Source organism: Lactobacillus helsingborgensis, assembly GCF_003173695.1.
GTDB lineage: Bacteria > Bacillota > Bacilli > Lactobacillales > Lactobacillaceae > Lactobacillus > Lactobacillus helsingborgensis.
This window is the reverse complement of the sequence record NZ_CP029544.1, coordinates 1690988-1716501: the sequence shown is the minus strand read 5'-3', so window position 1 is coordinate 1716501 and position 25514 is coordinate 1690988. Positions and strand designations below refer to the sequence as shown.

At 36.4% G+C, this 25514-nt stretch carries 13 protein-coding genes and 1 pseudogene; 3 read left to right on the top strand and 11 right to left on the bottom strand.

All coding sequences use genetic code 11. From position 1 onward, the window contains the following. Positions 1–35: 35 nt before the first annotated feature. Positions 36–542: an O-acetyl-ADP-ribose deacetylase gene (locus DLD54_RS08125; protein ID WP_109918883.1), complete on the top strand. Its 507-nt coding sequence runs from the start codon at positions 36–38 to the stop codon at positions 540–542. A 97-nt stretch (positions 543–639) separates the two neighbouring features. Here DLD54_RS08125 and DLD54_RS08120 read toward each other — a convergent pair whose 3' ends face one another. The 4 genes from DLD54_RS08120 to DLD54_RS08105 are packed head-to-tail and all read right to left on the bottom strand — an operon-like array spanning position 640 to position 3957. Beyond that, positions 640–1125: a PTS sugar transporter subunit IIB gene (locus DLD54_RS08120; protein WP_109918882.1), complete on the bottom strand. Its 486-nt coding sequence runs from the start codon at positions 1123–1125 to the stop codon at positions 640–642. Next, positions 1103–1522 (bottom strand): PTS sugar transporter subunit IIA, encoded by a 420-nt coding sequence (locus DLD54_RS08115; RefSeq protein ID WP_158593338.1) that lies wholly within the window; start codon positions 1520–1522, stop codon positions 1103–1105. The genes DLD54_RS08120 and DLD54_RS08115 overlap by 23 nt, the downstream gene beginning before the upstream one ends. A 12-nt stretch (positions 1523–1534) precedes the next feature. Next, positions 1535–3214: a PTS system mannose/fructose/sorbose family transporter subunit IID gene (locus tag DLD54_RS08110; RefSeq protein WP_109918880.1), complete on the bottom strand. Its 1680-nt coding sequence runs from the start codon at positions 3212–3214 to the stop codon at positions 1535–1537. Positions 3215–3246: 32 nt separating this feature from the next. Further along, positions 3247–3957, bottom strand: a complete 711-nt coding sequence (locus tag DLD54_RS08105; protein WP_199692044.1) for a transaldolase — start codon at positions 3955–3957, stop codon at positions 3247–3249. Between the two features lie 209 nt (positions 3958–4166). On the opposite strand from DLD54_RS08105, the gene DLD54_RS08100 reads away from it, so the two are divergent. Continuing rightward, entirely contained in the window at positions 4167–5159 is a 993-nt protein-coding gene (locus tag DLD54_RS08100; protein ID WP_046327736.1) for a LacI family DNA-binding transcriptional regulator, read from the top strand. Positions 5160–5544: 385 nt separating this feature from the next. Further along, positions 5545–7149, top strand: a pseudogene (locus DLD54_RS08095) (ABC transporter ATP-binding protein). A 144-nt stretch (positions 7150–7293) separates the two neighbouring features. On the opposite strand, the gene DLD54_RS08090 reads toward DLD54_RS08095, so the two are convergent. The 7 genes from DLD54_RS08090 to DLD54_RS08060 form a co-directional block, all read right to left on the bottom strand. Continuing rightward, the gene (locus DLD54_RS08090) at positions 7294–8367 is read right to left on the bottom strand and encodes a P1 family peptidase (RefSeq protein WP_109918878.1); all 1074 of its coding nucleotides are present in this window, start codon (positions 8365–8367) and stop codon (positions 7294–7296) included. 113 nt (positions 8368–8480) lie between these two features. Continuing rightward, positions 8481–10445: a MucBP domain-containing protein gene (locus DLD54_RS08085; protein WP_109918877.1), complete on the bottom strand. Its 1965-nt coding sequence runs from the start codon at positions 10443–10445 to the stop codon at positions 8481–8483. A gap of 334 nt (positions 10446–10779) precedes the next feature. Continuing rightward, positions 10780–12432 carry an SLAP domain-containing protein gene (locus DLD54_RS08080; protein WP_158593337.1) on the bottom strand — a complete coding sequence of 551 codons (1653 nt, stop codon included), beginning with the start codon at positions 12430–12432 and terminating at the stop codon, positions 10780–10782. A gap of 652 nt (positions 12433–13084) precedes the next feature. Continuing rightward, positions 13085–16462, bottom strand: coding sequence for a BspA family leucine-rich repeat surface protein (locus DLD54_RS08075; RefSeq protein WP_109918875.1), 3378 nt, complete (start codon positions 16460–16462; stop codon positions 13085–13087). Positions 16463–16596: 134 nt separating this feature from the next. Next, the gene (locus DLD54_RS08070) at positions 16597–20109 is read right to left on the bottom strand and encodes a BspA family leucine-rich repeat surface protein (protein WP_109918874.1); all 3513 of its coding nucleotides are present in this window, start codon (positions 20107–20109) and stop codon (positions 16597–16599) included. Between the two features lie 134 nt (positions 20110–20243). Beyond that, on the bottom strand, positions 20244–23960 hold the full coding sequence (locus tag DLD54_RS08065; protein WP_109918873.1) for a MucBP domain-containing protein: 3717 nt from the start codon (positions 23958–23960) through the stop codon (positions 20244–20246). A gap of 312 nt (positions 23961–24272) precedes the next feature. After that, positions 24273–25499, bottom strand: a complete 1227-nt coding sequence (locus tag DLD54_RS08060; protein WP_158593336.1) for a BspA family leucine-rich repeat surface protein — start codon at positions 25497–25499, stop codon at positions 24273–24275. Between the last annotated feature and the right edge of the window lie 15 nt (positions 25500–25514).

Here is a 25514-nt window from a genome sequence, read left to right as displayed (position 1 = left end):
TTAGGTTTAGAATAGAATAAAAAGAGGCTAAAATCATGGAAAATCTCAAAATCGTTCAGGGTGACATTACCAAATTAACTATCGATGCAATTGTCAATGCCGCAAATAAATCGCTTCTTGGCGGCTTAGGCGTTGATGGTGCAATTCACCGTGCGGCAGGACCCAAATTATTAGCTGAATGTCGTCAATTGCATGGTTGCGAGACCGGACAAGCTAAAATTACTAATGGTTATCAATTACCGGCAAAGTATGTCATTCATACTGTGGGCCCCATTTATTCAGGTTCTAACCAAGACGATGAGTTACTAAGAAACTGCTATTTAAATTCTTTAAATTTAGCTAAAAGCCGCGGATTACACAGTATTGCTTTTCCCGCCATTTCTACGGGAGCTTATGGTTTTCCTGCATCACGGGCAGCTCACATTGCTTTTGCGGCTGTCAAAAATTGGCTGGAACAGAACGCCGACTATCAAATGAAGATTATTATGTGTGCGTTTGATTCTAAAACTGCTCAGCTTTATCGTCAAGAGCTGGCAGAATAGTCAATTTAATGTTGCTGTAAATATACTAAGAGGACCAGTTTTACTCAAAATGATGAAAACTGGTCCTCTTAATTATTAGCAAAAGTAATAAAGTAATTTATTTATCTTTTTTAGTGAGCAATGGCTTTATTGGCTGTTTTTCGTTTTGCGGTACTATTTGCACGTAAACATTTACGCCTTTATTTAGTAAACGCTCGAAGCATTCGTCTTCTGCCGGGCTGGTAGAGATGTATTGGTATAGGGTGCTGCGACCATCTTTTGCTCCCATACCTCCCAAGTCAACGTCTGTAATGTCAATACCATGATCAACCATATATTCGATAGTTTCAGGAACCTTAACCAAGATAATGGTCGGAGCTTCCAGTGGTTGTGAAAAGAATGTGACGCCGTCTTCTTTATTAAATATGCCAATACCAATATCTTCGGGTACCGCCTGCTCAAAAACGTTGATCATAAAGTCATTATTTGATGTTGCGTCATCCACAATAACAACGTTTTGTGCTCCGGTTTCTTTGAGCCACTTGGTCATGACTTGACCATGAATTAAACGGTCATCAATTCTAGTTAAGACTAAGTTTTGCATGATGTGTTCCTCCTAATTTACTATTTTGAATACCCCAGTTTTCATTATTTAAACAGATATTGAGCAAATCGCTAATCGAACTTTTTGCTGTTCTACTAGTAACAATGCTTAAAAGCATAGGCACATTAACCCCAGTAACTATTTCTAAATTATATTTTTGTTTTAAATACATTGCCGTATTAAAAGGCGTACCACCCTTTAAATCTACCAGTACTAATGTAGGTTGGTCATTTTGCGATTTTAGTACTTGTTCAAAATTATCCCTATAATTATCAGGATCTTGACCGGGTTTAAAAGAAATTGTTTCCAAGTAGTCTGTTTTTCCGGCAATCATTTCCACGGTCTGTTTCAACCCTAAACAAAATTGACCATGACTAGCTAAAATAATTTGTATCAAATTAATTCTCCTTTAAATAGTTGCCAAGATGCCCAAGTAAGAACATAAAATACCTATTACAAAAATGCCGACAACAATAATACTTGCGTTAACTTTCTTTCTTAAAAGCCACCATACTAACAGAGTAATTAATAGTGGAATTAAACCGGGTGCTAACTGATTAAATAAGGACTGCATCTTAATTACGCTTTGACCTACATGCCAAATTAATGGTGTTTTAATTGTTACTCTCGTGGCTGCCATAGTGCCGACAACCATTAAACCTACAATTGAAAACGCATTTGTGACTTTATCAAGCAAGCCACTCTTTAGAATGGATACAACTGAAGCCTTACCTTTTTTATAACCATACATAAACATCAAATAACCAATAGAATAGATGATCAATTCGAATACGACAGTGAACATAATTGGACCAAAGTAATTACGCTCTAGTGCCATAGTGGCTCCAATACTTGCCAAAATTGGGAAGATTATACCCTGCTGTACTGTGTCACCAATACCTGCTGCGGGTCCCATTAATCCTGTACGAACACCGTTAATATCCTCAGCGCTCACATTCGCACCGTTTGCACGTGCTTCTTCCATCGAAAGTGCAATACCGTGAATAACAGGTCCAACCATGTGTGGTTCAGTGTTAAAGAATACCATGTACTTTTTAAGTTCGTCTGCCTGTTTGTTTTGCGGATATAATTTTCTGATAGGGTAGATCATCATGTTGGTTAAACCCAAAGCCTGCAGCCTTTCATAGTTATAGCAGGCCTCGTCTGATTGCTCCCATAGCCAAGTTTTAACTAAGTCGCTATGGGTCAATTTAATTTTATAGTTTAATGGGGAAATGTCTTGAGCAATACTAGTACTATCAGCTGCAGCAGGAGTTACAGTTTGTGGTGCTCCTGTTCTATTTTGCAAAGTTAGTCTATTAACCTTTTTCTTTGCCGGTGCAGCATTAGTAGCGGTAGTTCTGAACTTTTCATTGATGTAAAGTAGGTAGGCTAATAAACCCGCGAAAATAGCAACAGCCATAATTTGCAGTTTAAGATAAGCGGTCAAGAAGAAACCAATAAAGAAGTATGGTACTAGTGATTTCTTACCTAAGTAATTAAGTAACATTGCGATACCTAGAGCAGGCATGATGGCACCAACGACTTCAAGTGCAGTGGTTAAGCTCTTAGGAATCATGCGTAACATGCTTTGTGCCCAACCTTTGCCAAAATATACTAGACAAAAGGCAGGAATACCGTAGACAATCAGTGACACAATGAATGAAGGTACATAATTTAAGAACCTGATAGCTTTAACATTGCCCTTAGCCAATTCGGCATCAGCTCTGTGAACCCAAAATGAGTTAACGCTTTGGTAGATTTCTACCATTAGAAGTCCGATTAATGAGAAAGGTACAGCAAAGGTAACTGCTAATTTAGGATTTGCTCCGGAAAGGATGGTTAATGCGGTACCGAAAATACCGGCAACCATAGTGTTACTCGGCATTACACCACCAGTATTGATCCAGCCCAGATAAACCAGCTGGATAGTGGCACCGGATAGCATTCCCAGCATTGGATTACCCATAAAAATACCTACTAAAAGGCCGGTGGTCAATGGATAAGTTAAACATCTTGTTATTGGGGCAAAAAACCACCATTGGGAAATAATAGCGAGTAAAGCTACTAACAACGCAGATAAAAACATTTTAACGCCTCAACTTTCTTATTTTCAGTAGCTTATAAAATGGAGAATCCCAGCGCTTTAACATCCTTGTTAAAGTCTTGGACTGTCTGTAAGGAACGCTCTTTAGGAGAAGTTCCAATTAGTGGGAATTTGGCAATAACGGGTGCGGTGCACGTAATAATGTCACAGCCACATTCTTCGGCTTGAAAAATATTAAGTACTTCGCGGCAGCTTGCCCACAACAGCCAGCCATTACCATTTTCATGACACAGTTTTGCCGCTTCTTTCATTAACGGCATTGGATCGATGCCAGTATCTGCCAAACGACCGGCAAAAATTGAGAGAATATTCTGCGAGCCGGGTTTTAATGCCGCTAATACATCTTTAGTCTGCTCTAATGTAAACATTGCGGTAACGTTTAACTTAATTCCTTCCGCGGATAATTTCTTAATTAAAGGCACAGAAGATTCACCTTTGGTATTGGTAATTGGTATTTTTACAAAAACGTTCTCGCCTAAAGCTGAAATTTTTCGAGCTTCCTTGGCCATTGTGTCAAAATCATCGCTGAAAACCTCAAATGAAATAGGCAGACCAGTTACTTTTGCTAATACTTCTTTAGCAAAACTAAGATAGTCAGTGACGCCGGCTTTTTTCATTAATGAGGGGTTAGTAGTAAATCCTTTAACTACACCACTTTCTTTGGCCTTAACCATGTCACTGATTACAGCACCGTCAGCATAAATTTGCACATTTAAATCGTTAATTTTCACGCTTTTTCTCCTCCTGCTTTGATAACAAAAAATGCGGTAACGTTTGCGCAAACAGTAAAAATTATAGGCCTAATTTAAAGGCCTTAAAGTTAATTAATGCAAGCGTTTCCGCTAACTACATTTTTATTGTATAATGTTGTTGACAAGATGTAAAGTAAAATTGGAAAAATAAAAATAGAATTTAAATTAGGATAAATTGCAGAATGGCAGTAAAATCAATTAAAGATATTGCTCGTTTAAGTGGCTTTTCAGTTTCAACAGTTTCGCGAGTGTTAAATAATACGGGCAGGTTTTCTGATCAAACCAGGGATAAAATTTTAAAAATAGCTAAGGAAAATCACTATTCACAGAATATAATTGCTAAAGGGATGCGTAAGGGTAGCCTTGCAATAATTGGTATTTTGGTACCCGATATTACTAACGCTTATTATGCTGCTATAGTAAAAAAATGTGAGCAATATTTTTTTGAAAAAGATTATTTAACTATTGTGTGCAATACAGAAAGAAATGCGGAAATAGAAGAAAAATATATCGCGAAGTTGAGTAATCATATAGTTGATGGGCTAGTGGTTATCTCTACTCAAAGAGCAATAAGCAAAAACCGGGCAGATTTACCTACGGTATTTATAGATCGGTCACCCAAACTAAGTAACAACACAATTACAGCTTCTTCTGACAATTACGCGGGTGCAGTGATAGCCGCTAACCATTTGGTTGATAGAGGTTGTTATCCTATTATGCTTACAAACAAAAATAATGAATTTTCCAGTAATAAGAGCCGTATTCTGGGTTTCACGCAAACGGTCAAAAGCCGCGGCATAAATAAACCAATAATTATTAATTCTAAAACTAATTCAGACGAGATTTATCTAGTCAAAGATAAAATATTTAAGCAGATAAAAAAGCTACTTAAAGAACATCAAAAACTGGGTATTTTTGCCATCAATGATAATGTGGCAAGTTATATTTATCAGGCCGCAATAGGTGAGGGGATTAGAGTACCGGAGCAATTGAGTATAGTTGGTTTTGACGATACCCCAGTGGCCAGCAAGCTGCAATTAACCACAATTAGGCAGAATACTTCAGAGATTGCCCGGGTTTCATCTACCAATTTATTAAAAATACTGAAAAGAGAAGACATTTTAGAACATAAATTTACTATTCCGGTTTCATTAGTGAAAAGAAAAACGACCTAGTACAAATATAACTAAAAAGGTTCCCAGAAAATATTTTCTGAGAATCTTTTGCTAATTATTGAAAACAATTTTTAAGGCGTTGTTTATGATACATGATGATATTAATACTTTTTTTGAGTATTAATTTTATTTTGATACTTGAGAAAGTTGTCGTAATGCTCTTGGGTGATTTTACCATTTTTAAGTGCTTCTTTGACAGCTCACTTTACAATATTTATTAATCTAATATTAATTTATACGTCCAATTGTTTAATACATGTTTTAATAATAGCACTGCAGTAAACATTTGCAATTAAACCATTTATGCTAAATAAAATTGAATAAAAATGAAAAAGATCATATTATTAATTGAAAACATTAATAAAAAATAAGTTTTAGGAGGAATATGCCCTTATTCAAATATTTTAAAAGAGCTAAGTGGCAATTTAGTATAGTAATTGCCCTAACTGTTATTAATTCCGGCTTTTCAACACTTGCAGGAATTGCTAGTGCAAATGCCCTAACTCAGGTCACCAAACTGCATGCCCAACTGTTTTTTATTTGGGTCACAATTATGGCTGCTGCCTATGTCATGTACGCGAACTTTACCTATTTAATTTCGGTCAATCAAACAAAATTGAAGCAGCAAATTGATCTGCTGATTCGGCAGGATGTGGCCCAAAAGTTGTCACAGTCGGATTATCAGTCTTTTCATCAGCAAACCACTGCTACCTACGCCTCATGGCTAACCAATGATATTAATACGATCAATGAATTTGGTGTCAACGATTTGATGATGATTGTACAACAAATTAGCGAAATCTTGTTGGGAGCAGTCACTTTAGCGTATTTTCAGGTCAGTTTACTTGCTACTGTTGTTATCTTAACTACAATTATGGCGGTAGTGCCTAATTTGTTTTCAAAATGGTTATCTAAACGTTCACTTGAACTCTCCCATGCGCAAGAACGGTTGGTTAATAAAATTAATGATGTCCTGAATGGCTTCAATACCTTATTTTTAGCAAATTTACCACAAGTAATTGTTAAAAGAATTAATCAAGGATCTGCAGATGTCCGAAAAAATGCTGTTGATTACGTTAAGGCGGCTGGCTTTACCCAAGCCTTTACCAATTGCATTGCCTATTTAAGTCAAGTGATTGTTTTAGCTCAAAGCGGTTATTTAATTTTGCGGCATCTTACTCCAGTGGGAACTATAAGCGGCGCGCAATATTTTGCCGGTACAATTTTTGCCGAATTGAGTGGCATCAGCTTTAATTGGCAGGAATTTAAATCACTTAAACCAATTATGGATAAGCTGGCAAATATTAAAACGACCACGCAGCCTGAACAGAAGCAAGAAATTTCTGCTAAACATATTCAAATTAAGAACCTTTCGTATACTTATAAGGAAAAGAGGCAACCAATTTTAGATAACCTGAATTTGACTATTGCAGAAGGGAAAAAATACCTCTTACTCGGTGATTCAGCTGCAGGTAAATCAACGCTGCTTAATATTATTAGTGGCTTGTTATAAAATTATACCGGTACGATCAAATTGGGTGGCATAGACTATGCTAAAATTTCTGACACTCAGCTGCATCAAATAATTTCTTATGTCGAACAAACACCCTATATTTTTACGGCTAGTTTAAAGTGGAATTTAACTTTGGGGCAAGAGGTTGCTCCTGCAAAGCTAAAACAGGTCATTACAGCGTGTGGCATTGATCAAATAATTGCTCATTTACCTGCTGGTATCAACACGATACTGGCAAACCAGGGGACTAATCTATCTGGTGGGCAGAAGCAGAGAATTGCGCTTGCACGAGCGCTTTTGCGTGATACGCCCGTATATCTTTTTGATGAGGCGACCTCGTCATTAGACAAGGCTGCCAGCATTTCGTTAGAAAAACTGATTTTAACGCTGAAGAATAAAACCATTGTTTTAGTAACACACCATTTACAAAAAGAAACAGCCGACTTATTTGACGAAAATATCGTATTGGACAAATAAAAAAAGTCGTATTTGAGTTTAAATTCAAATACGGCTTTTATTTGGTTACTTCATGAACTACATCATTAGCAAATAATTTTAATACCTAATAGCTGGTATTATTTTACAAGTTGTAGAACTTTGCGGTGTAATTTTTGGCTTAATTTAAAGACCTAAGTCTGCAATTAATTGCAGTGCCTCTTTATCATCACCAAGCTGCATGAGGGCGTCTTTTAGGCATAACATTGGCTTACCGTCACGGTCGGGCGTTGTTTGGGCATGAGCCAAAGAACTGAGAATGGCTTCGTGCACAATATCTACCGTAATTCTGAAGTAGCGGTCAATTTTGTCATCAGTAATTGCCTGGATTGTACTCAACTCGTGTTCAGGGAAATGACTTACCCGGTTAGCAGTAGAGAAAGCTAGAGTAATCTCGCCACTACCGTTGCCGCTAAATGAGCCACTGCGAGTGATACCGATACCGGAGCGTTTGGCAATGCGTTTTAATTGTCTCGAGTTAAACGGGATATCGGTAGCAATTATTGTGATGATACTGCCTTTTTCCTTAGTGTCCTTGTTATCCACAAATTTTTTACCAATAGCATGACCATAAATGTTCAAATCAGCACTAAGACCAAAATTAGACATGACTAGCGCGCCCATTGTAAAGGTCTTACCGTCAATTTCGACTTGTCTTGAAGCAGAACCAATGCCGCCCTTAAGTTCGTAGCAGCGCATGCCCGTGCCACCGCCAACTCCGCCTTCAGCAAAATCTGTACTAGCGGCTGCAAAAGCATCATTCACATCGTCTTCAGTGACACCTAAATCGCGAATATGGTTAATCGAACTGTCATTGCACTCCATGATGATCGGATTGACACTGCCAGTGGAAAGACCAATTTCTGGATTTTCAGCCAACATTCTCTTAACTAAAGCCGTTGATGCGGTACCAACGCTGAGAGTATTGGTTAAAACTAGTGGTGTTTCAATTGTGCCCAGTTCGTTAACCTGAACGAGTCCTGTGCTTTTGCCAAAGCCATTGATAACGTGTGCAGCGGCTGGCATTTTTTCCCGGAAGATATTATCTGGGCAGGGGTTGACCACAGTAACACCAGTTCTGAGTCTATCAGTAACAACTGTTTTATGCCCGACAGTAACACCGGCAACATCTGTAATTAAATTTTTTGGTCCTGGCTTAGTATCGCTAAGCGCAAATAAAAGTGGTTTATTAAGTCCCATTTTTACTCCTTTTGCTTAAAAAATATTCTTCTTTAATTAAAACGGTTCAGTTATTTTTATGCAAGACAAAAAATTCCAGCGTAAATTGACGGAGCTTTTTCATACTATTGTAATCAATCTTTTTTCTTTTTGCTAAAACAGTTGCTAAATAGACTGCCAATTACTGCCATGAAGCCCAATAAAAGCATTGTTATCTGGGAATGCTTATTGGCACCGGTTTGTGGCAATTTTTCATGGCGACCATTGTCAGTGAACAGCACTGACTTGGTGGAGTCAGGATCACTTTCAGCTGGTTTAAAAATGGTATAGTTCTCAGTAATACCGTTTGAAGTAGAGTTATTTTTATTTTGATGAGGATTTTTAGCCTTGCTTTGAGTTTGACTAGCCGAGTTGGTCGAACTATTTTGATCGCTATGCTCAGGGCTGGTATTAGCTTGAGATTCATCTTTAACATAGGTATAGGTTACGCTTTGCGGTGCAGTGCCAAAAAAGCTGGTGGCATTTTCAGGCCTGACTTTTAAGGTATAACCCGGTATCGCCTTAGCACCAGTGGTGTAGCCATCACCCACATTACCTTGTAATATGGTTTCAGGTGCAATTTGATTGCCGTTTTCATCTTGATAAGAGACTGTAACATCTGCAGCTTTAATTGGTGTGGTGGTAGAGGTAGATTCGGGGTCAACAGAATAAATAAATTTGACATTCTGCTGTTGATCAGTGAAAACCCCAGTGGCATTATCTGGGACTTCCTTTACGATATATCCCGGAATTGTTTTAGGTGTCACCTTATAATCATCGCCAATTTTGCCCTTCAAACTAATATCAGGTGTAAGTGATCTTTTACTAGTATCCAAGTAAGAAACAGTAATAGGACTACCTGGTCGAATATAAGTGTCGCCAAGAATGTCGCGGGCATGGGCAATTAAGTCTTCAGACAGATATTTATTGTTTGCTTGTGGTGCATCTTCTTTTCCATTGCCGATATTGACCCAAGTTCCTGAAGTGTTAAGATTTGTCTCATTAATATATGTACTTTTACCTAGTTTAAGGGTGTTTAATTTAGCAAGTCCGTCTAACATATAACCTTTATCAATATTAGGGTCTATGATAAAACTCCTGAGATCAAGTTCTTTTAAGCTACTACAATTATTAAACATTCCCATCATATCGTTCACTTTAGAGGTGTCAAACGATGATAAGTCTAACTTGGTTAAACTGGAACAATCTTCAAAAACTCTTATCATGCTGGTAACATTACTAGTATTAAACTTACTAAGATCTAAAGCAGTTAAACTAGAGCACCCACTAAACATGAATTTCATACTGCTTGCATTGGCTATTGTGAAATCAGGTGAAAACTTAATGTTCTGTAAATTTTCACAACCTTGAAACATACCTTCTACATATTGTGTATTGGTGGTATCAAAGCTGGACAAATCCAGATTAGTCAATTTACCGCAATCTTCAAACATATAAAGCATATTAGTAACTTTGGGAGTCTGTAAATCACCAATGCCATCTATGCTGGTTAAATTTTGGCAATTCGCAAACATGTACCGCATATCACTGGTAGCAGATGTATCCAGATTTTCCAAACCAGTGATTTTAGTTAAATTAGTTAAGTCTTTAAACATTTCAGAAGCTGAGCCAATCTTTAGTTGACCTGTAAATTTAACTTCTTGCACATCGTCACTATTAATGCCGTTAATGTGAGCTAAAGACCCCGGTTGATCCACACTGCCACTTGGGATGGTAATGACATGATTATTGTAGCTAACATCGAGATTGCCCCACTTGAAACTAGTGGCACTTTGAGTATGCAGTTCTGAATCTTTAGGTGGCAAGTTTTTTGGAGAAATAACTTCCTGCTTGGTATCAGTTTTAGCGATAGCAAGATTATCTTTGTTATTGTTTTGACCTGTTGTGGTCGGCGATTTTGTTACAGAAGTCGATGAAGGCACTATTTCGTCTGCTTTGGTTGTTTGGGGGGATATAGCTAATAAACTTAAGGCTGCAGCAGCAACACTAAAGTATATTATTGAAGCTTCTGTTCGATTAGAATCTTTTTTCTTACTCATATTACTATTCTTTCTTAAATGATAAAATAAACATATACATGATTAACATTTAGCTTATACCTTGTTTAACTTATTATACAATTCATTTTACTTAATAGCACCATCTATACATTTCAACTTATTTTAAAAGAATAAATAATTAGCCTTAGCTAAGAGGTAATTTTTGATTTTTAAATTCAATTTGCTTATTTGCTGGAAGATATGACACTAGGTAGTAATATAGACACATAATTTAGAAGTAATTTATTAATTTTTGAGCATAGAAAAAGAACTCAATTAGCATTTTTAACTGCTAGTTGAGTTCTTTTCATTTATAAAGTAAATCTCTTAATTGTTAAAAGTTAGCTTTCTTGACAAATTGGTTCTTGCCTACGATGTAATATAACTTATTGTGCATCTTAACAGCACCGCCGTAAGTTCTAACTGTCTTGTTCTTCTTCAGAACATCACGACCATAACGTTTAACTTTGTTATTGGCTTTCTTAGTGTAAATAAAGGCATTGTGCTTTAATTTACGGTTGATACCAGTAACATTATTAGCCTTAACGAAACGGTTCTTGCCTAAAGCATAGAACTTCTTGCCGTTAATGGTCTTAGTACCATAAGTAGTAATAGTTTTACCAACGAAGTATTCAGCTTTTACACGCTTGCCTTTTTGGTTAAAGATATAAGCGTTGTGGGTAACTACTCTCTTGACACCTTTCTTGGCCTTTTTAGCTGGCTTCTTGTTGTCAGTAGCAGGCTTGTTAGTGTCTGGCTTGTTAGTATCCGTCTTATTAGTGTCTTGCTTATCAGTCGTAGTATTTGTGTTGGTGTTACCTGTGTTAGTAGTGTTACTTGGAGTACTTGGAGTTGAAGGGGTGCTTGGAGTACTTGGGGTTGAAGGAGTGCTTGCAGGAGTTAAAGATAAGGTACCTGCATCCTTAGAACCGTCAAATTTCCGCATAAGTTCTTCGGAAGTTAAGTTTTTACCGTTCAGGTTCCATGTACCCTTTGTGTTAAGACCAGAACTTTTAATAATATTGTTTTTACCAAGTTTTAGCGAGGTTAAGCTGTCCAGTCCCTTTAGCATATCAGTTTCAGCGGGTTCACTATAAAGTGTCTTTCCGTCTGCATCTTTTACTGGTACTGATTCCTTTGGAGTTTTGAAACTGCTGATGTCCAAAGATGTTAAAGCGCTCTGGTTAGTAAACATATTGCCCATCCGTTTTACCTTGGCAGTATCAAACTTATCCAGGCCTTTAATTTCAGTCAATTTCGGAGCAGCGTCTTTACTTGGTTTATCTTCATCATTAGATGCATCAACCTGAGCAAACATGTATGACATATCAGTCACGTTTGAAGTTTTAAATTCTGATACATCTAATGAGGTTAAACTAGAATCATTGGTAAACATGCCCATCATGTCGGTTACTTTAGAAGTGTCAAAGTTTGACAGGTCTAATGAAGTTAATTTAGGATCATTGGCAAACATTTGTTTCATACTAGTGACGTTTGTTGTATCAAGGTTATTTAATTTCTCAATTTTCTTCAAGTTTGGTAAATTAGCAAATAATGAACTGGCATCGCCTTTAAAAGTAACGGGACCGGCAAATTCAATGGTTTGAATTTCATCTGTATCAACACCATCAATATTCCAAGCTATTTGAGCAGGATTGATAGGGTTTGTGTCACTTGTATAATAATTACTATTGTCAATTGTATGAGCTTCAATAGTTAAAGTCTTAGTCTTTTCGTCATAACTGTAAGATCCGTTGATCCATGCTGAAGCCCATAGACTGTGTGAATCATCTTCGGCAGTATGATCCTCTATATCTTTTTTATTGCCCTTATCATTATTTGTTGTTGACTTAACAGGTTGCTCTTTCTGTGCTTCGGCAGCCTTAGCTGCAACAGGATTAACTGCAATTACGCTTAACGCAGCAACTGCCATACTAGTGAATAGTACCTTTTTACCTTTATGATAAAAATTGTTATGCTTACTCATATTTTTCCTCCATTTATACCATCTAAATTTCATTATACCATTATTAAGTATATACATATATCCTGTCTAATTCAATACTGTGATTGGTATTTTCGTATAGATTTAATACTTTTGCATATTACTAGTAAACAAAATTTTGCCAATTATTCATAAAATAAGCTTATTCAAATAAAAAATGGACTTAATTAAGAATAGGCTAATTTTATTTATGCCAAAATCAAGCATTAACTGAAATAATAAATAAGGCCAAAAAACAAGTTAAAAATACTAGAATAATGCTATTTAACTCGGCTGATTCCATTATTAATAGCCCTTAATATTTTACTTATGGTTAGCGTTTCCAGATTTAACGTAGTTTTAATTGTGAAAAAATTTTACTTTGGCAGTTGAATAATAGGGAGACTATTCGAATAAAAAATACTCCGCAAAAGCTAATCGCATCTTACGGAGTACTTTTTAATTGGTATTAAATTTAGTTAGATTAAACCAGCACCTGCTGTACTGATGATATTTGCTACAAAGCAGTAAATTTAGCTTGTTAATTTAGAGCCGGTTAGGGAATAGTTTAATTTTTGAGTGGAGAAAAAGAACCCAACTAGTAACTTTAAGTACTAGCTAGGTTCTTTATTGATGAGAAAAGTGTTTTTAATTGTTAAAAGTTAGCTTTCTTAACAAATTGGTTCTTACCTACAATGTAATACAACTTATTGTGTATTTTAATAGTACCACCATAAGTTTTAACTTTTTTGTTCTTCTTTAGAACAATACGACCATAACGTTTGACTTTCTTATTAGCTTTCTTAGTGTAAATAAAGGCATTATGTCTTAATCTACGATTGATGCCAGTAATATTGTTAGCCTTAACAAATTGGTTCTTGCCTAAGTCATAGAACTTCTTACCTTTAATGAACTTAGTACCATAGGTAGTAATGGTATTGCCAATAAAGTATTCGCCTTTTAGACGTTGACCCTTTTCATTAAAGATGTAAGCATTGTGGGCAACTATTCTCTTAACACCATTCTTGACTGGTGTTTTTTCGGTATTATTATCAGTTGAAGCGTTAGATGAATTACTATTTTGTCCAGTGCTGGTTACGCCAGAATTATTTGAACTTCCATTATTGACACTACCAGGATTGTTCGTATTGTTACCAGCATTGGAACCAGAGGAACTGCCGCTGGAACTGTTACTGCCAGGATTAGAACCAGAGGAATTGCCGCTGGAATTATTACTGCCAGGATTAGAACCAGAGGAACTGCCGCTGGAACTGTTACTGCCAGGATTAGAACCAGAAGAACTGTCGCTGGAACTGTTACTGCCTGGGTTAGAACCGGAGGAACTGCCGTTGGAACTATTACTACCTGAACCTGTTCCATTAGAACTATTACCTTTACCAGCATTACTCTTTTCGTATCCAAAGGTAACAGTTTGAGGATCATTAGTAAACTTTAGTTTACTCAACGCATCTTCATATTTATCAGTGGCGTATTTGTTGCCATTAATTTCAACGTAGGCAAGTTTATAGGTAGGCAACTTTCTGGCTGTGATTGGGATAACCACGTCTTTACCAGCGGTACCGAATTGATAATCGTTTGGCGAGAGTTTGGCGGTTTTATCGTCTTCAAATTGATAATTAATGGTAATGTTGCAAGGATTTGGAATTTTATTGATATTAACATACACATCATAATCCTTACTGCCATTATAATTTTTCATTAAATCAGCACCAGTCCAAGAATGAACTCTAGGCTGAAGACCACCGTTGTCTTTATTAACTCCCATGTTAACCCAGACATCTTCTTCTTTGTCATTATAATTGTTGCCTAAACCACCGTCCAAATAATCTTCGACTAATTTCAAATTATTTCTTCTGCCTAGTATAAGCACTTCAAGAGATGGAAGATCGCCAAGCATGTTAACAATAGATGGTGCAAAATTTTGCATATCGAAACTACTAAGATCAAGTTTCGTTAGTTTGTCACAGCCTTGAAACATGTTAGTATAATCAGAAACTTTTCTGGTATTAAAGTTGTGTAGATCCAAACTGGTTAAATTTGAACATTGCCAGAACATTCTAACCATATCAGTAACAGCTACCGTGTTAAAGTTAGTGACATCTAAACTTGGTAAAGAATCACAATATGAAAACATACTCGTCATATCAGTTACTTTGGTAGTATTAAAATGACTAACATCTATTGCAGGTAATTTAACACAATCATTAAACATGTAACTCATATCAAGGACGTTTGAAGTATCAAAATGACTAACATCAACACTAGTTAATGAATGACAATCCTCAAACATGTGTTTCATGTCAATAACGTTAGAGGTATTGAAAAGAGAAAGATTAAGGTTTATACTTTCTAAATTTTTATCGTTATCAAACATCCAGCTCATATCACGGACATTTTTAGTATCAAAATTGCTTAAGTCTAAGGTAGTTAAGTTACCACAGCCACTAAACATTCTTTCCATACCAGCACGAGATAGTTTTTCAGGAACATTTCCGACATTAGCAGTATCAAATTTGGACAAATCAAGTGAAGTTACTTGTGAGCAGCCATCAAACATTTCTGTCATATCTGTGACTTTGCTAGTATCAAATTTAGATATTAATTTGTTTATACTATCAGTAGTAATTGGGATACCAGAAAACATGTTACTCATGTCAGTAACATTTGCAGTAGTAAAATTATCAGAGGCAATAATGTTTGTCAATTTGCTACAACCTCGGAACATATTGGCCATATTAGTTACTTTAGCAGTATTAAACAGTGATAAGTCTAACTCAGTTATGTACTCACAACCGCTAAACATTCCCTTCATATTTTGAACATTGTCGGTAACAAAGGTAGTCGGCAGATTTAATTTAAGCAAATTAACACAAGCACCAAACATATATGACATATCCGTCACTTTTGATGTGTTAAAGCTTGAAACATCTAACGTAAGAAAACTTTGACAGTTATAAAACATATATGCCATGTTTTCAACATTAGAAGTGTTGAATTTGGTTACGTCAATTGACCAAACTTGATTACAGTTATCAAACATGTATGACATGTCTGTCACTTTATCTGTTTTAAAAGTAGCTGGGAATGCAAAACTATGAAGTCCCACACAGCTTTCAAACATATGCGTCATGTTAGTAACATTTGACGTATCAAAGCAAGATAAATCTAATTTAGTTAAAGCTTGATCACGATAGAACATGTATGACATGTCTGTCACTTTATCTGTTTTGAAAGAAGTTGAACTAGATAAATCAATACTCTTTAGTTTTTGATTATTCCCAAACATGTTTTTCATGCTGGTAACATCAGTAGTATCAAGATTATCTAAACCCTTGATAGTTTCTAGATTCTCAAGGCTAGTAAACATTTTATCAGCAGAACCGATAATTTTGAGTTTGCCAGTGATATCAATTTCTTTAATGTCAGCAGCTAACACTGGATCTTGATCATTTAAGTTGTAGTATAGGCTGACAGTATGATTATCACTGTTATCGATTGTTCCACCACCAATTGTTAGTATACGTGTTGCGTTGTCGAAACTGATGTCTAATCCTTGCCATTTACTTGGAAAGCTTGCTCGAGTAGCTTTAGCAGGGTCAAATTGTGTAGAGCCCGCTTCTTGCTTATCAGTTTTTGCATTGTCTTTGGTGCTTGGAGCGCTGGTATTGCCTGCAGCTGCATTTTGATTACTGCCACTTGCTGGATTGCTATTAGCACCAGCTTGACCCTGTCCCGTTTCAGGGTTGCTGCTTGCTGTTCCTACATTATTTTCACTGCCAATGGGGTCATCATTAGTAGCTGTTTCGCCTTCAGTTTCTGAACCAGTTTCATTTTGGTAGGTCAATTTAGTCTTGACTGCTCTGCTCGCAGTCTTCTTGGTGGCACGGGTGCCATTTTGATTAGCTGCCTTCACCGTCTGGGGTTTGGCATTAATTAAGCCTAAAGCAGCTGCGGCCACGCCGCCGAGCAATATTTTTTCTCCTTGCTTGTTAGCATTCTTATGTATATTCATATAATTCCTCTTCTAAACTGCATATTAATATAAGTTTAGTATATGGCTGACCTTATTAAAAGTCAAACTAAGCCAAGCTAGACCGAAAAACGTCCTATATTTAATAATATAGAACGTTTTTTGTCAGAATTTATTTAGTCTTTCTTACGGTTAAGCCAAGCAGCACCTAAGGCGGTTGCCAAGGCTAAGCTGCCTAAAGCGAGCATAGCGAGGCTGTTGCGTTTCTCAGTGCCAGTTTGCGGCAGGGTGTTATCTTGCCTGCCTTTTTGCGGGTCATTAGCAATGTTATTCAGCTTGCCGCTTGTCGCTGTCAATTTAGTTTGGCGCTTAGCTTGATGCCTTTCTTTAAGTCCTTTATTAGCTGTTTGATGATGCTTAATTGTCTTTGAATTATTCTGCTTATCCATCCGGTGTTTTTTATGTGACTTCTTAGTAGATTTCTTTTTTGGCTTATTATTGGTCGGAATTGGGGTAGGCGTATTATTGTTAATCACATTGCTGCCACTACTATTGTTTGATCCTGAACCATTGGAACTATTGGAGCCATTGGAAATACCAGAGCTGCCAGAAGGCGTAGAACTAGTACTACTGGAGTTAGAGTTTGAGGCGCTACTGCTAGTGCTGCCATTTCCAGGTGTGGAAGTAGAGGAGCTGCTGCTAGAACTTCCACTGTCAGAAGTAGATCCAGAAGCACTGCTGCTAGAACTTCCACTGTCAGGAGTAGATCCAGAACTACTACTACTTGAGCTTTCACTACCAGAACCACCAGTAGTTTTCTTATATATAAGATTAACGGTTTGAGGCTTGCTTGTGAACAGAAAGCTATTTATATCCGTTCCCGATCCATTGAATTCTGCGTGGTCAAATTTATATCCCTTAATTTCTTTGGGATTAAAAGCAGTGAATGAGCCGTCGTTGACAAGTTTAGTATCTATATCACCAAATTGCTGTTCTGCATCAGCGATATCTTTATTATCACTTTGATAATGAACTGTAATTGGTCCTCCAAGATCAGCAAAACATACATAGGTATCATGTTGAGTCGAAGGATTAAATTCATCTAAGAATGCCTGTGGATAGTACCATTTGCATGTACCTTTTTTAGGAGAACCTTTTCCTAAACCCATGTTTACCCAGGTGCCTTGAACATTAAGATTAGAATTTGAAATATCGCACTTAGGTCCTAAAACTAATTTTCGTAGATTAGAGTCATTTTCAAACATTGAAATAGCGGACTTAGCAGATGGAATATTAAAGTTTTCGATATCTAGTTCTTCAAGATTGGTACAATTTTCAAACATAGAACCTAACCCATTAAAATCATCTATCTCATCGGTATTGAAATTTTGTAGGTTTAAGCTTTTTAGACTGGTACACCCGCTAAACATATTTAACATACTAGTTACTTGAGAAGTATCAAAATATGACAAATCTAAAGTTTCTAGGGCCGTACAACCCTCAAACATGCCTCCCATATCAGTTACTTTACTTGTATTAAAACTTTTAGGAAGGGACAGGGAAGTTAGTGATGAACAACCATCGAACATATTGTTCATCCCTGTTACTTTATCTGTTTTTAAATTTTCCAAACCGTTAAAAGTTTGTAAATTAGAAAGCCCAGTGAATAGCTTTTGAGCATACCCTTCGATTTCTATGGTTCCTACTATATCTATTTTTGTAATCTTTGAAGGATTTACTTCTAAGGTGTTGTTCTTAATGCTAATATCGCCAAGTGTATTATTATTTTTAACAGTATATGTCTTATTAGGAAGACCTATTTTTAATTTACCAGTATCAGTATAAAAGAAAACAGGCACACCTTCCCAAGTACTTGAAATAAAAGGACCAGAATCACTGGGGTCAGAGCCGTTGGAAGTATCCGAACCATTAGAGGTATCAGAGCCATTGGAAGAGTCTGAACCATTAGAAGTATCAGAGCCGTTGGAAGAGTCTGAACCATTAGAAGTATCAGAGCCATTAGAAGAGTCTGAACCATTGGAAGGGACAGAACTATTAGCTTTTTTAGTATAGAAGAAAGTAATAGTTTGGTCATTAGGGGTAAACTTCACAGCATTATAATTTACCGTACTATCATTTATCTTAGCTAAATTATCAAAATCATACTCGTTCCCTGAACCATCGGTAAACTTTTCTTGTGGTTTAAAGGCAGTATAGGGATTATTGTTTACGAGAAAATCATCAATATTACCAAATTGAATATCATCGTCAACACCAGGAATTTTGTTGCCATCTTTGTCACGGTATTGAATTGTAATTCCCTTACCGAGATTCTTAAAGTTAATATAAGTGTCTTGATAAAGCGCTTTGCCAAAGTCATTATCCATATTAGCATACTTTTGGGTAAGGTCAGTAGAACTTAGTTGGATTGAACCTTTTTTGGGGGCTGGCCAACTCCCTTGCGGAATACCCATGTTTACCCAAGTCCCCTCAGTATTAAAATCGGACTGTTTTATATGGGTATAGCGGCCTAATACTATTACTTTTAGTTTAGGAAGATCTTTAAGCATAGAGTAGCAAGTAGCTCTATCAAATTCTTCACCATTATCAAATTCATCTTTTGTAGTAAAGTTAAGTAAATTTAAGTATTCAAGATTATCGCAACCCTCAAACATATGACTCGCATCGCCATTGCAGGAAAAATTAGGAAAGTCAAATTTGGTTAAAGACTTGCAATCTTTAAACATATAGGACATGTCAGTTTTGTTTCTGATCGTTATTTTAAACGTAGATAAGTCAATATTTGATAGATTTTGGCAGCCCTCAAACATATAGGACATGTCAGTTGTTTGATCTGTCTTAAATTTATCAGAGAAGGTAATAGATGTTAGTGATGAACATTTATCAAACATATACGACATATTAGTAACATTAGAAGTGTCAAAATGAGATAAATCTAAACTGGTTAAAGACTTGCAACCATCAAACCAACCGTACATGGTAGTTACATTCTCAGTATCTAAATTAGGCAGTCCCTTAATTGTAGTTAAGTTAGTTAAACCACCAAAAAATTTTGTAACCCCACCCAAAACCTTGATAGGAGCATTAAAATCAATTTCTGTAATAGTAGACAAATCATCAATTTTTAAGTTTTTCTTATTGTCACTAAATGAAAGTACCTGGTAGTCGTAGTTTTTGTTACCAATTGAATAATTGTTTCCCGATTCTCCAATAGACAATACTCCATCAGAAAAAGTGGTAGGTATATTATTCCAAGTACCTGAAATTGCGCCATCTCGAGTAGCTTTAGCAGGGTCAAATTGTGTAGAGCCCGCTTCTTGTTTATCAGTTTTTGCATTGTCTGTGGTGCTTGGAGCGCTGGTATTGCCTGCAGCTGCATTTTGATTACTGCCACTTGCTGTGCTGCTTGCTGTTCCTACATTATTTTCACTGCCAATGGGGTCATCATTAGTAGCTGTTTCGCCTTCAGTTTCTGAACCAGTTTCATTTTGGTAGGTCAATTTAGTCTTGACTGCTCTGCTCGCAGTCTTCTTGGTGGCACGGGTGCCATTTTGATTAGCTGCCTTCACCGTCTGGGGTTTGGCATTAATTAAGCCTAAAGCAGCTGCGGCCACGCCGCCGAGCAATATTTTTTCTCCTTGCTTGTTAGCATTCTTATGTATATTCATATAATTCCTCTTCTAAACTGCATATTAATATAAGTTTAGTATATGGCTGACCTTATTAAAAGTCAAACTAAGCCAAGCTAGACCGAAAAACGTCCTATATTTAATAATATAGAACGTTTTTTGTCAGAATTTATTTAGTCTTTCTTACGGTTAAGCCAAGCAGCACCTAAGGCGGTTGCCAAGGCTAAGCTGCCTAAAGCGAGCATAGCGAGGCTGTTGCGTTTCTCAGTGCCAGTTTGCGGCAGGGTGTTATCTTGCCTGCCTTTTTGCGGGTCATTAACAGCTTTATTCAGCTTGCCGCTTGCCGCTGCCAATCTAATTTGGCGCTTAGCTTGATGCCTTTCTTTAAGTCCTTTATTAGCAGTCTGATGACGCTTAACTGCTTTAGACTTTTTCGTTTTATGAGTTGGGATTGGAGTAGGCTCATTCTCAGCAGTAGTCGTATTATCCGCTGGTACAGTGGCAGTAGTATTGCCAGCACTCTTGCTGTAAACATAGGTAACGCTTTGCGGATTGTTGTTAAAGAAACCCGTTGCATTATCCGGTCTAGTCTTTAAACTATAGCCGGAAACCGTCTCAGCACTAGTAGTATAGCCATCGCCAATCCGACCTTGAACAACACGGTCAGGAGCAATAGTATTGCCATATTCATCTTGGTAATGAACTGTGACTGCAGGTGCTATAGCAGCAGGACTAGTCACAGTTGTTCCAGTATTAACAGTGTTTGAACCATTATTGTTATCTGATTTGGTATAAATAAGGGTAACAAACTGTTCATTAGATTTGAATGTCTTGACATCAGAATTTTTGTTTTCCTTGAAGGTGTAACCAGCAATTTCCCTGCTGGTGTCAACAGTTACCGGGTCTGAAATATTGCCAAAGAGATATTCATCAGGAACTAACTGGTTGTCATTTTCATCTTGGCGATGAACAGTAACAGTACCACCAGTATATCTAACGTAAGTGTCATGGTCTCTGTCTCCTTGGTATTTAGTCATGAAATCGGCTGAAGACCAATGATTAGTACCTTTAGTCAGAGAGCCATTGCCTTCTCCCATGTTTACCCAAGTACCTGATAAATCATTTAATCCAATGGAGCCAATAAACTTAAAGTCTTTGCCTAAAGTTAGCTTAGTTAAGCTGGAACAAGAATTGAACATGTCCTTCACTTCGGTATTAGCTGCAACTTTAAAACTGGATAGGTCTACACTAGTTAAAGCTGTATCGCCACTGAACATTGAAGAATAGGAAGTAACATTATTAGTGTTGAGACTTGAAAGATCCAATGCAATCAATTTAGGGCAGTTCGAAAACATTTGTTCCATATTTGTTACTTGCGAAGTATCTAAATTACTTAAGCCCTTTATTGTAGCTAAATTCTTCAGGTTCTTAAAAAGTCCGTTGGCACTGCCCTTAATTTTAATATTCGCATTAAGATCAATTTCTTTAATCTCATCAACATTTACGCCCTTAATATTTTGGCTAATGCTAATATCTCGAGTGTCAAGTGCGTAGCTCCTTTCTTTGTTTCCTGAGTTGTCAATTGGATAGGTTTTACCATTTTCACCTAGCGATAAGACGCCATTATTAAAGGTAAAAGGAACACCTTCCCAAGTATTATCAGTTTTACTTGTAGAATAGACTAGAGTGATAGTCTGCGGGTCAGAGATAAATGCTTTTACATCAGAATTCTTGTTTTCTTTGAACTTGTAGCCAGCAAATTCTTTGCTGGTGTCAACAGTTATCAGGTCTGAAATGTTGCCGAAAAGTTTTTCATCAGGAATCTGCTTACCATCTTGATCAACTAGCTGCTTGCCATCTTCATCTTGGCGATGAACAGTTACGATGCCACCAGTATACCTAACATAGGTGTCGTGGTCTCTATCACCTTGGTAATTGGTCATTAAATCAGCTGAAGACCATTGATTAGTACCCTTGGTTGGAGAGCCCTGGTCAACTCCCATGTTTACCCAGGTACCTGACAAATTGAGGGAATTATTTGGCTTACCATTGCTTGGCGTAAATTGAAAGTTCTTGCCTAAAACTAACTTTTTCAAGTTTGCACAAAGATTAAACATACTCTGTGCTGTAGCATTATCTTTAATGGAAAAACTAGATAAATCTACACTTTCAAGACTTTTATCGGCAACAAACATCATATTAAAATTGGTAACATTGGCAGTATTGAAACTGGATAGATCTAAAGAAACTATTTTTGTAGAATCGAAAAACATGTTTGACATATTTGTTACTTTTGATGTATCTAATTTATCTAAGCCATTAATTTTAGTAACGTTAAGATATGAGAAGAGCGATTGAGCTGAACCAATGATGGCAATGGGAGCATTAATATCAATTTCTGTAATATCAGTTCCAGAAATATTACTGATATTATTGTTAAAACTAATATCCTTATTGTCTGAATTATTTATTGTATAACTTTCACCTTTTTCACCTAGCGATAAGACACCATTATTAAAGGTAAAAGGAACGCCTTCCCAAGTGTTATCGGTTTTACTCTTGGAATAGACCAAGGTAATATCTTGTGGATCAGAAGTAAATGCTGTTATATCAGAATTTTTGTTTTCTTTGAACTTGTAGCCAGCAAATTCTTTGCTGGTGTCAACAGTTACCAGGTCTGAAATGTTGCCGAAAAGTTTTTCATCAGGAATCTGTTTACCATCTTGATCAACTAGCTGCTTGCCGTCTTCGTCTTGGTAATGGACAGTAACGGTACCGCCAGTATATCTAACATAAGTGTCATGGTCTCTATCACCTTGGTAATTAGTCATTAAGTCAGCTGAAGACCATTGATTAGTACCCTTGGCCAGAGAGCCATCGCCTTCACCCATATTTACCCAAGTTCCAGACAAATTGAGGGAATTATTTGGCTTACCACTACTGTCTAAATTAAATTTAAAATCCTTACCTAGATATATCTGAGTTAAATTAGGGCATAGTAAAAACAGTCCCATCATTTCAGCATTATCACTAATTTTAAAACTAGATAAATTAACATTGGTTAAACTAGAATCGTTAACAAACATAGTATTAAATGATGTCACTTTAGAAGTTTCAAAACTTGATAAGTCTAAATTGGTAAGTTTAGAGCAACTCATAAACATTTGTTGCATACTTGTCACTTCGGAAGTGTTTAAATTTTTCAGACCACTAATATTAGACAAATTTTTGAGTCTAGCAAAAAGTTGTGCTGCTGAACCGGTAATAGTGATAGGAGCATTAATATCAATTTCTGTAATATCAGTTCCAGAAATATTACTGATATTGTTGTTAATACTAATATTTTTATCGTCTGAATTATTTATTGTGTAGGTTTTGCCTTTTTCACCAATTGATAGTACGCCATTATTAAACGTGACAGGTATATCTTCCCAAGTACCTGAAATTGCGCCATCTCGAGTAGCTTTAGCAGGGTCAAATTGTGTAGAGCCCGCTTCTTGCTTATCAGTTTTTGCATTGTCTGTGGTGCTTGGAGCGCTGGTATTGCCTGCAGCTGCATCTTGATTACTGCCACTTGCTGGATTGCTATTAGCACCAGCTTGACCCTGTCCTGTTTCAGGGTTGCTGCTTGCTGTTCCTACATTATTTTCACTGCCAATGGGGTCATCATTAGTAGCTGTTTCGCCTTCCGTTTCTGAACCAGTTTCATTTTGGTAAGTTAATTTAGTCTTGACTGCTCTGCTCGCAGCCTTCTTGGTGGCACGGGTGCCATTTTGATTAGCTGCCTTCACCGTTTGGGGTTTGGCATTAATTAAGCCTAAAGCAGCTGCGGCCACGCCGCCGAGCAATATTTTTTCTCCTTGCTTGTTAGCATTCTTATGTGTATTCATATAATTCCTCTTCTAAACTGCATATTAATATAAGTTTAGTATATGGCTGACCCTATTAAAAGTCAAACTAAGCTAAGTTAGACCAAAAAAACGCTCTATATTTGATAATATAGAACGTTTTTTACTTAATAAGATTTAAAAAGTTTTTCTTGTTATTAAATTAATCTATAAGACTAAGTTGCTAAACAGTGGGTATATTCCCTTTTTAGCATATCCAACAGAATGTAACAAAGGTGCCAAATAATTAAAATTAATAACTTTTGTTGTGTGGAAAAATAGTTTTATCCTATACTGTTTGCTTACTTTTTAAAATTATAATATGGTATAAGTGTCATAGTCTTTACTACCATTATAGTTACTCATTAAATCTTCAGAAGTCCAAAAGTTATTTCCTTTTTTATTCATCCATGTTCCTGGTGTGTCAAGACCAGTATTGGCCATCACACATTTCTGACCAAGTACAAGAGTTTGTAAGTTACTTAGTCCAGTAAACATATTCATTTTTAACATCGCATTAGACATATCAAAACTGCTAATGTCCAATGTATTTAAATTCTTGCAGCTCTTGAACATCCAGGCGAACAGTCTAACATTTGAAGTATTAAAATGAGATAAATCTAATTCTTTTAAATTTATACAATTAAAAAACATTCTCGCCATATTCTGTACTTTAGAAGTATCAAATTTGTCTAAGCCTTTAATTGCAGTTACCTGAGAATCAAAAGAGAACATACTTTCCATATTGTTAACGTTAGCAGTATTGAAATTACTTACATCCAGTTGAGTCAGTTTAGAACAACCATTGAACATATACGACATATCAGTAACGTTAGAAGTGTCTAAATTAGAAAGATCTAAGTTTGTTAAACTTGCACAGCCATCGAACATGTGTGAAGTGTCAGTGACACTGTATGTTTTACCCGGTTGGAATATCTTATTTAAATCTAAGTTTTCCAAAGATTCACAATACATAAACATTGAACTCATATCAGTAACTTGAGTTAAGTCAACATTTTCAAATCCATTAATAGTTTTCAAATTTCTGTATTGTGCAAACCACTGTGAAGCACTACCCTTGATAGTTAAATGGTCTGTAAAGTTAACTGTTTGTACATCATTGGCGTCGAAAACGTAGGTAAGATCATCCCAATCTACTCTTAAAAGATGTAAGTCAGTAACCATACCGCCGATATTTACTGGGTAATTAGTAATAGTGCCTCCACCTATAGAGAGTGTATGGGTATCTGTATTAAATGAAACTTTAATACCCATCCACTCACCAGTTTTGATAGTATCACTCTTAGCAGCTTTGGTAGAATCGAATTTGGCATTATCATTTTTAACCGTAGGTGCATTATTTTTAGCCTGATAATTTAATTCAGCTTTTTTTGTATTAACACTATTGGTTGAAGTATAATCACCATTTACAGTGGCAGCTTTAACGGGTTTAGTAGTTACACAAATCACGCCTAAAACTGCAGCTGCCATGCTACTAAATAGCAGCTTTTTACCTTGTTTGATAATTTTGTGTTTATTCATTTTCCTCATTCTTTC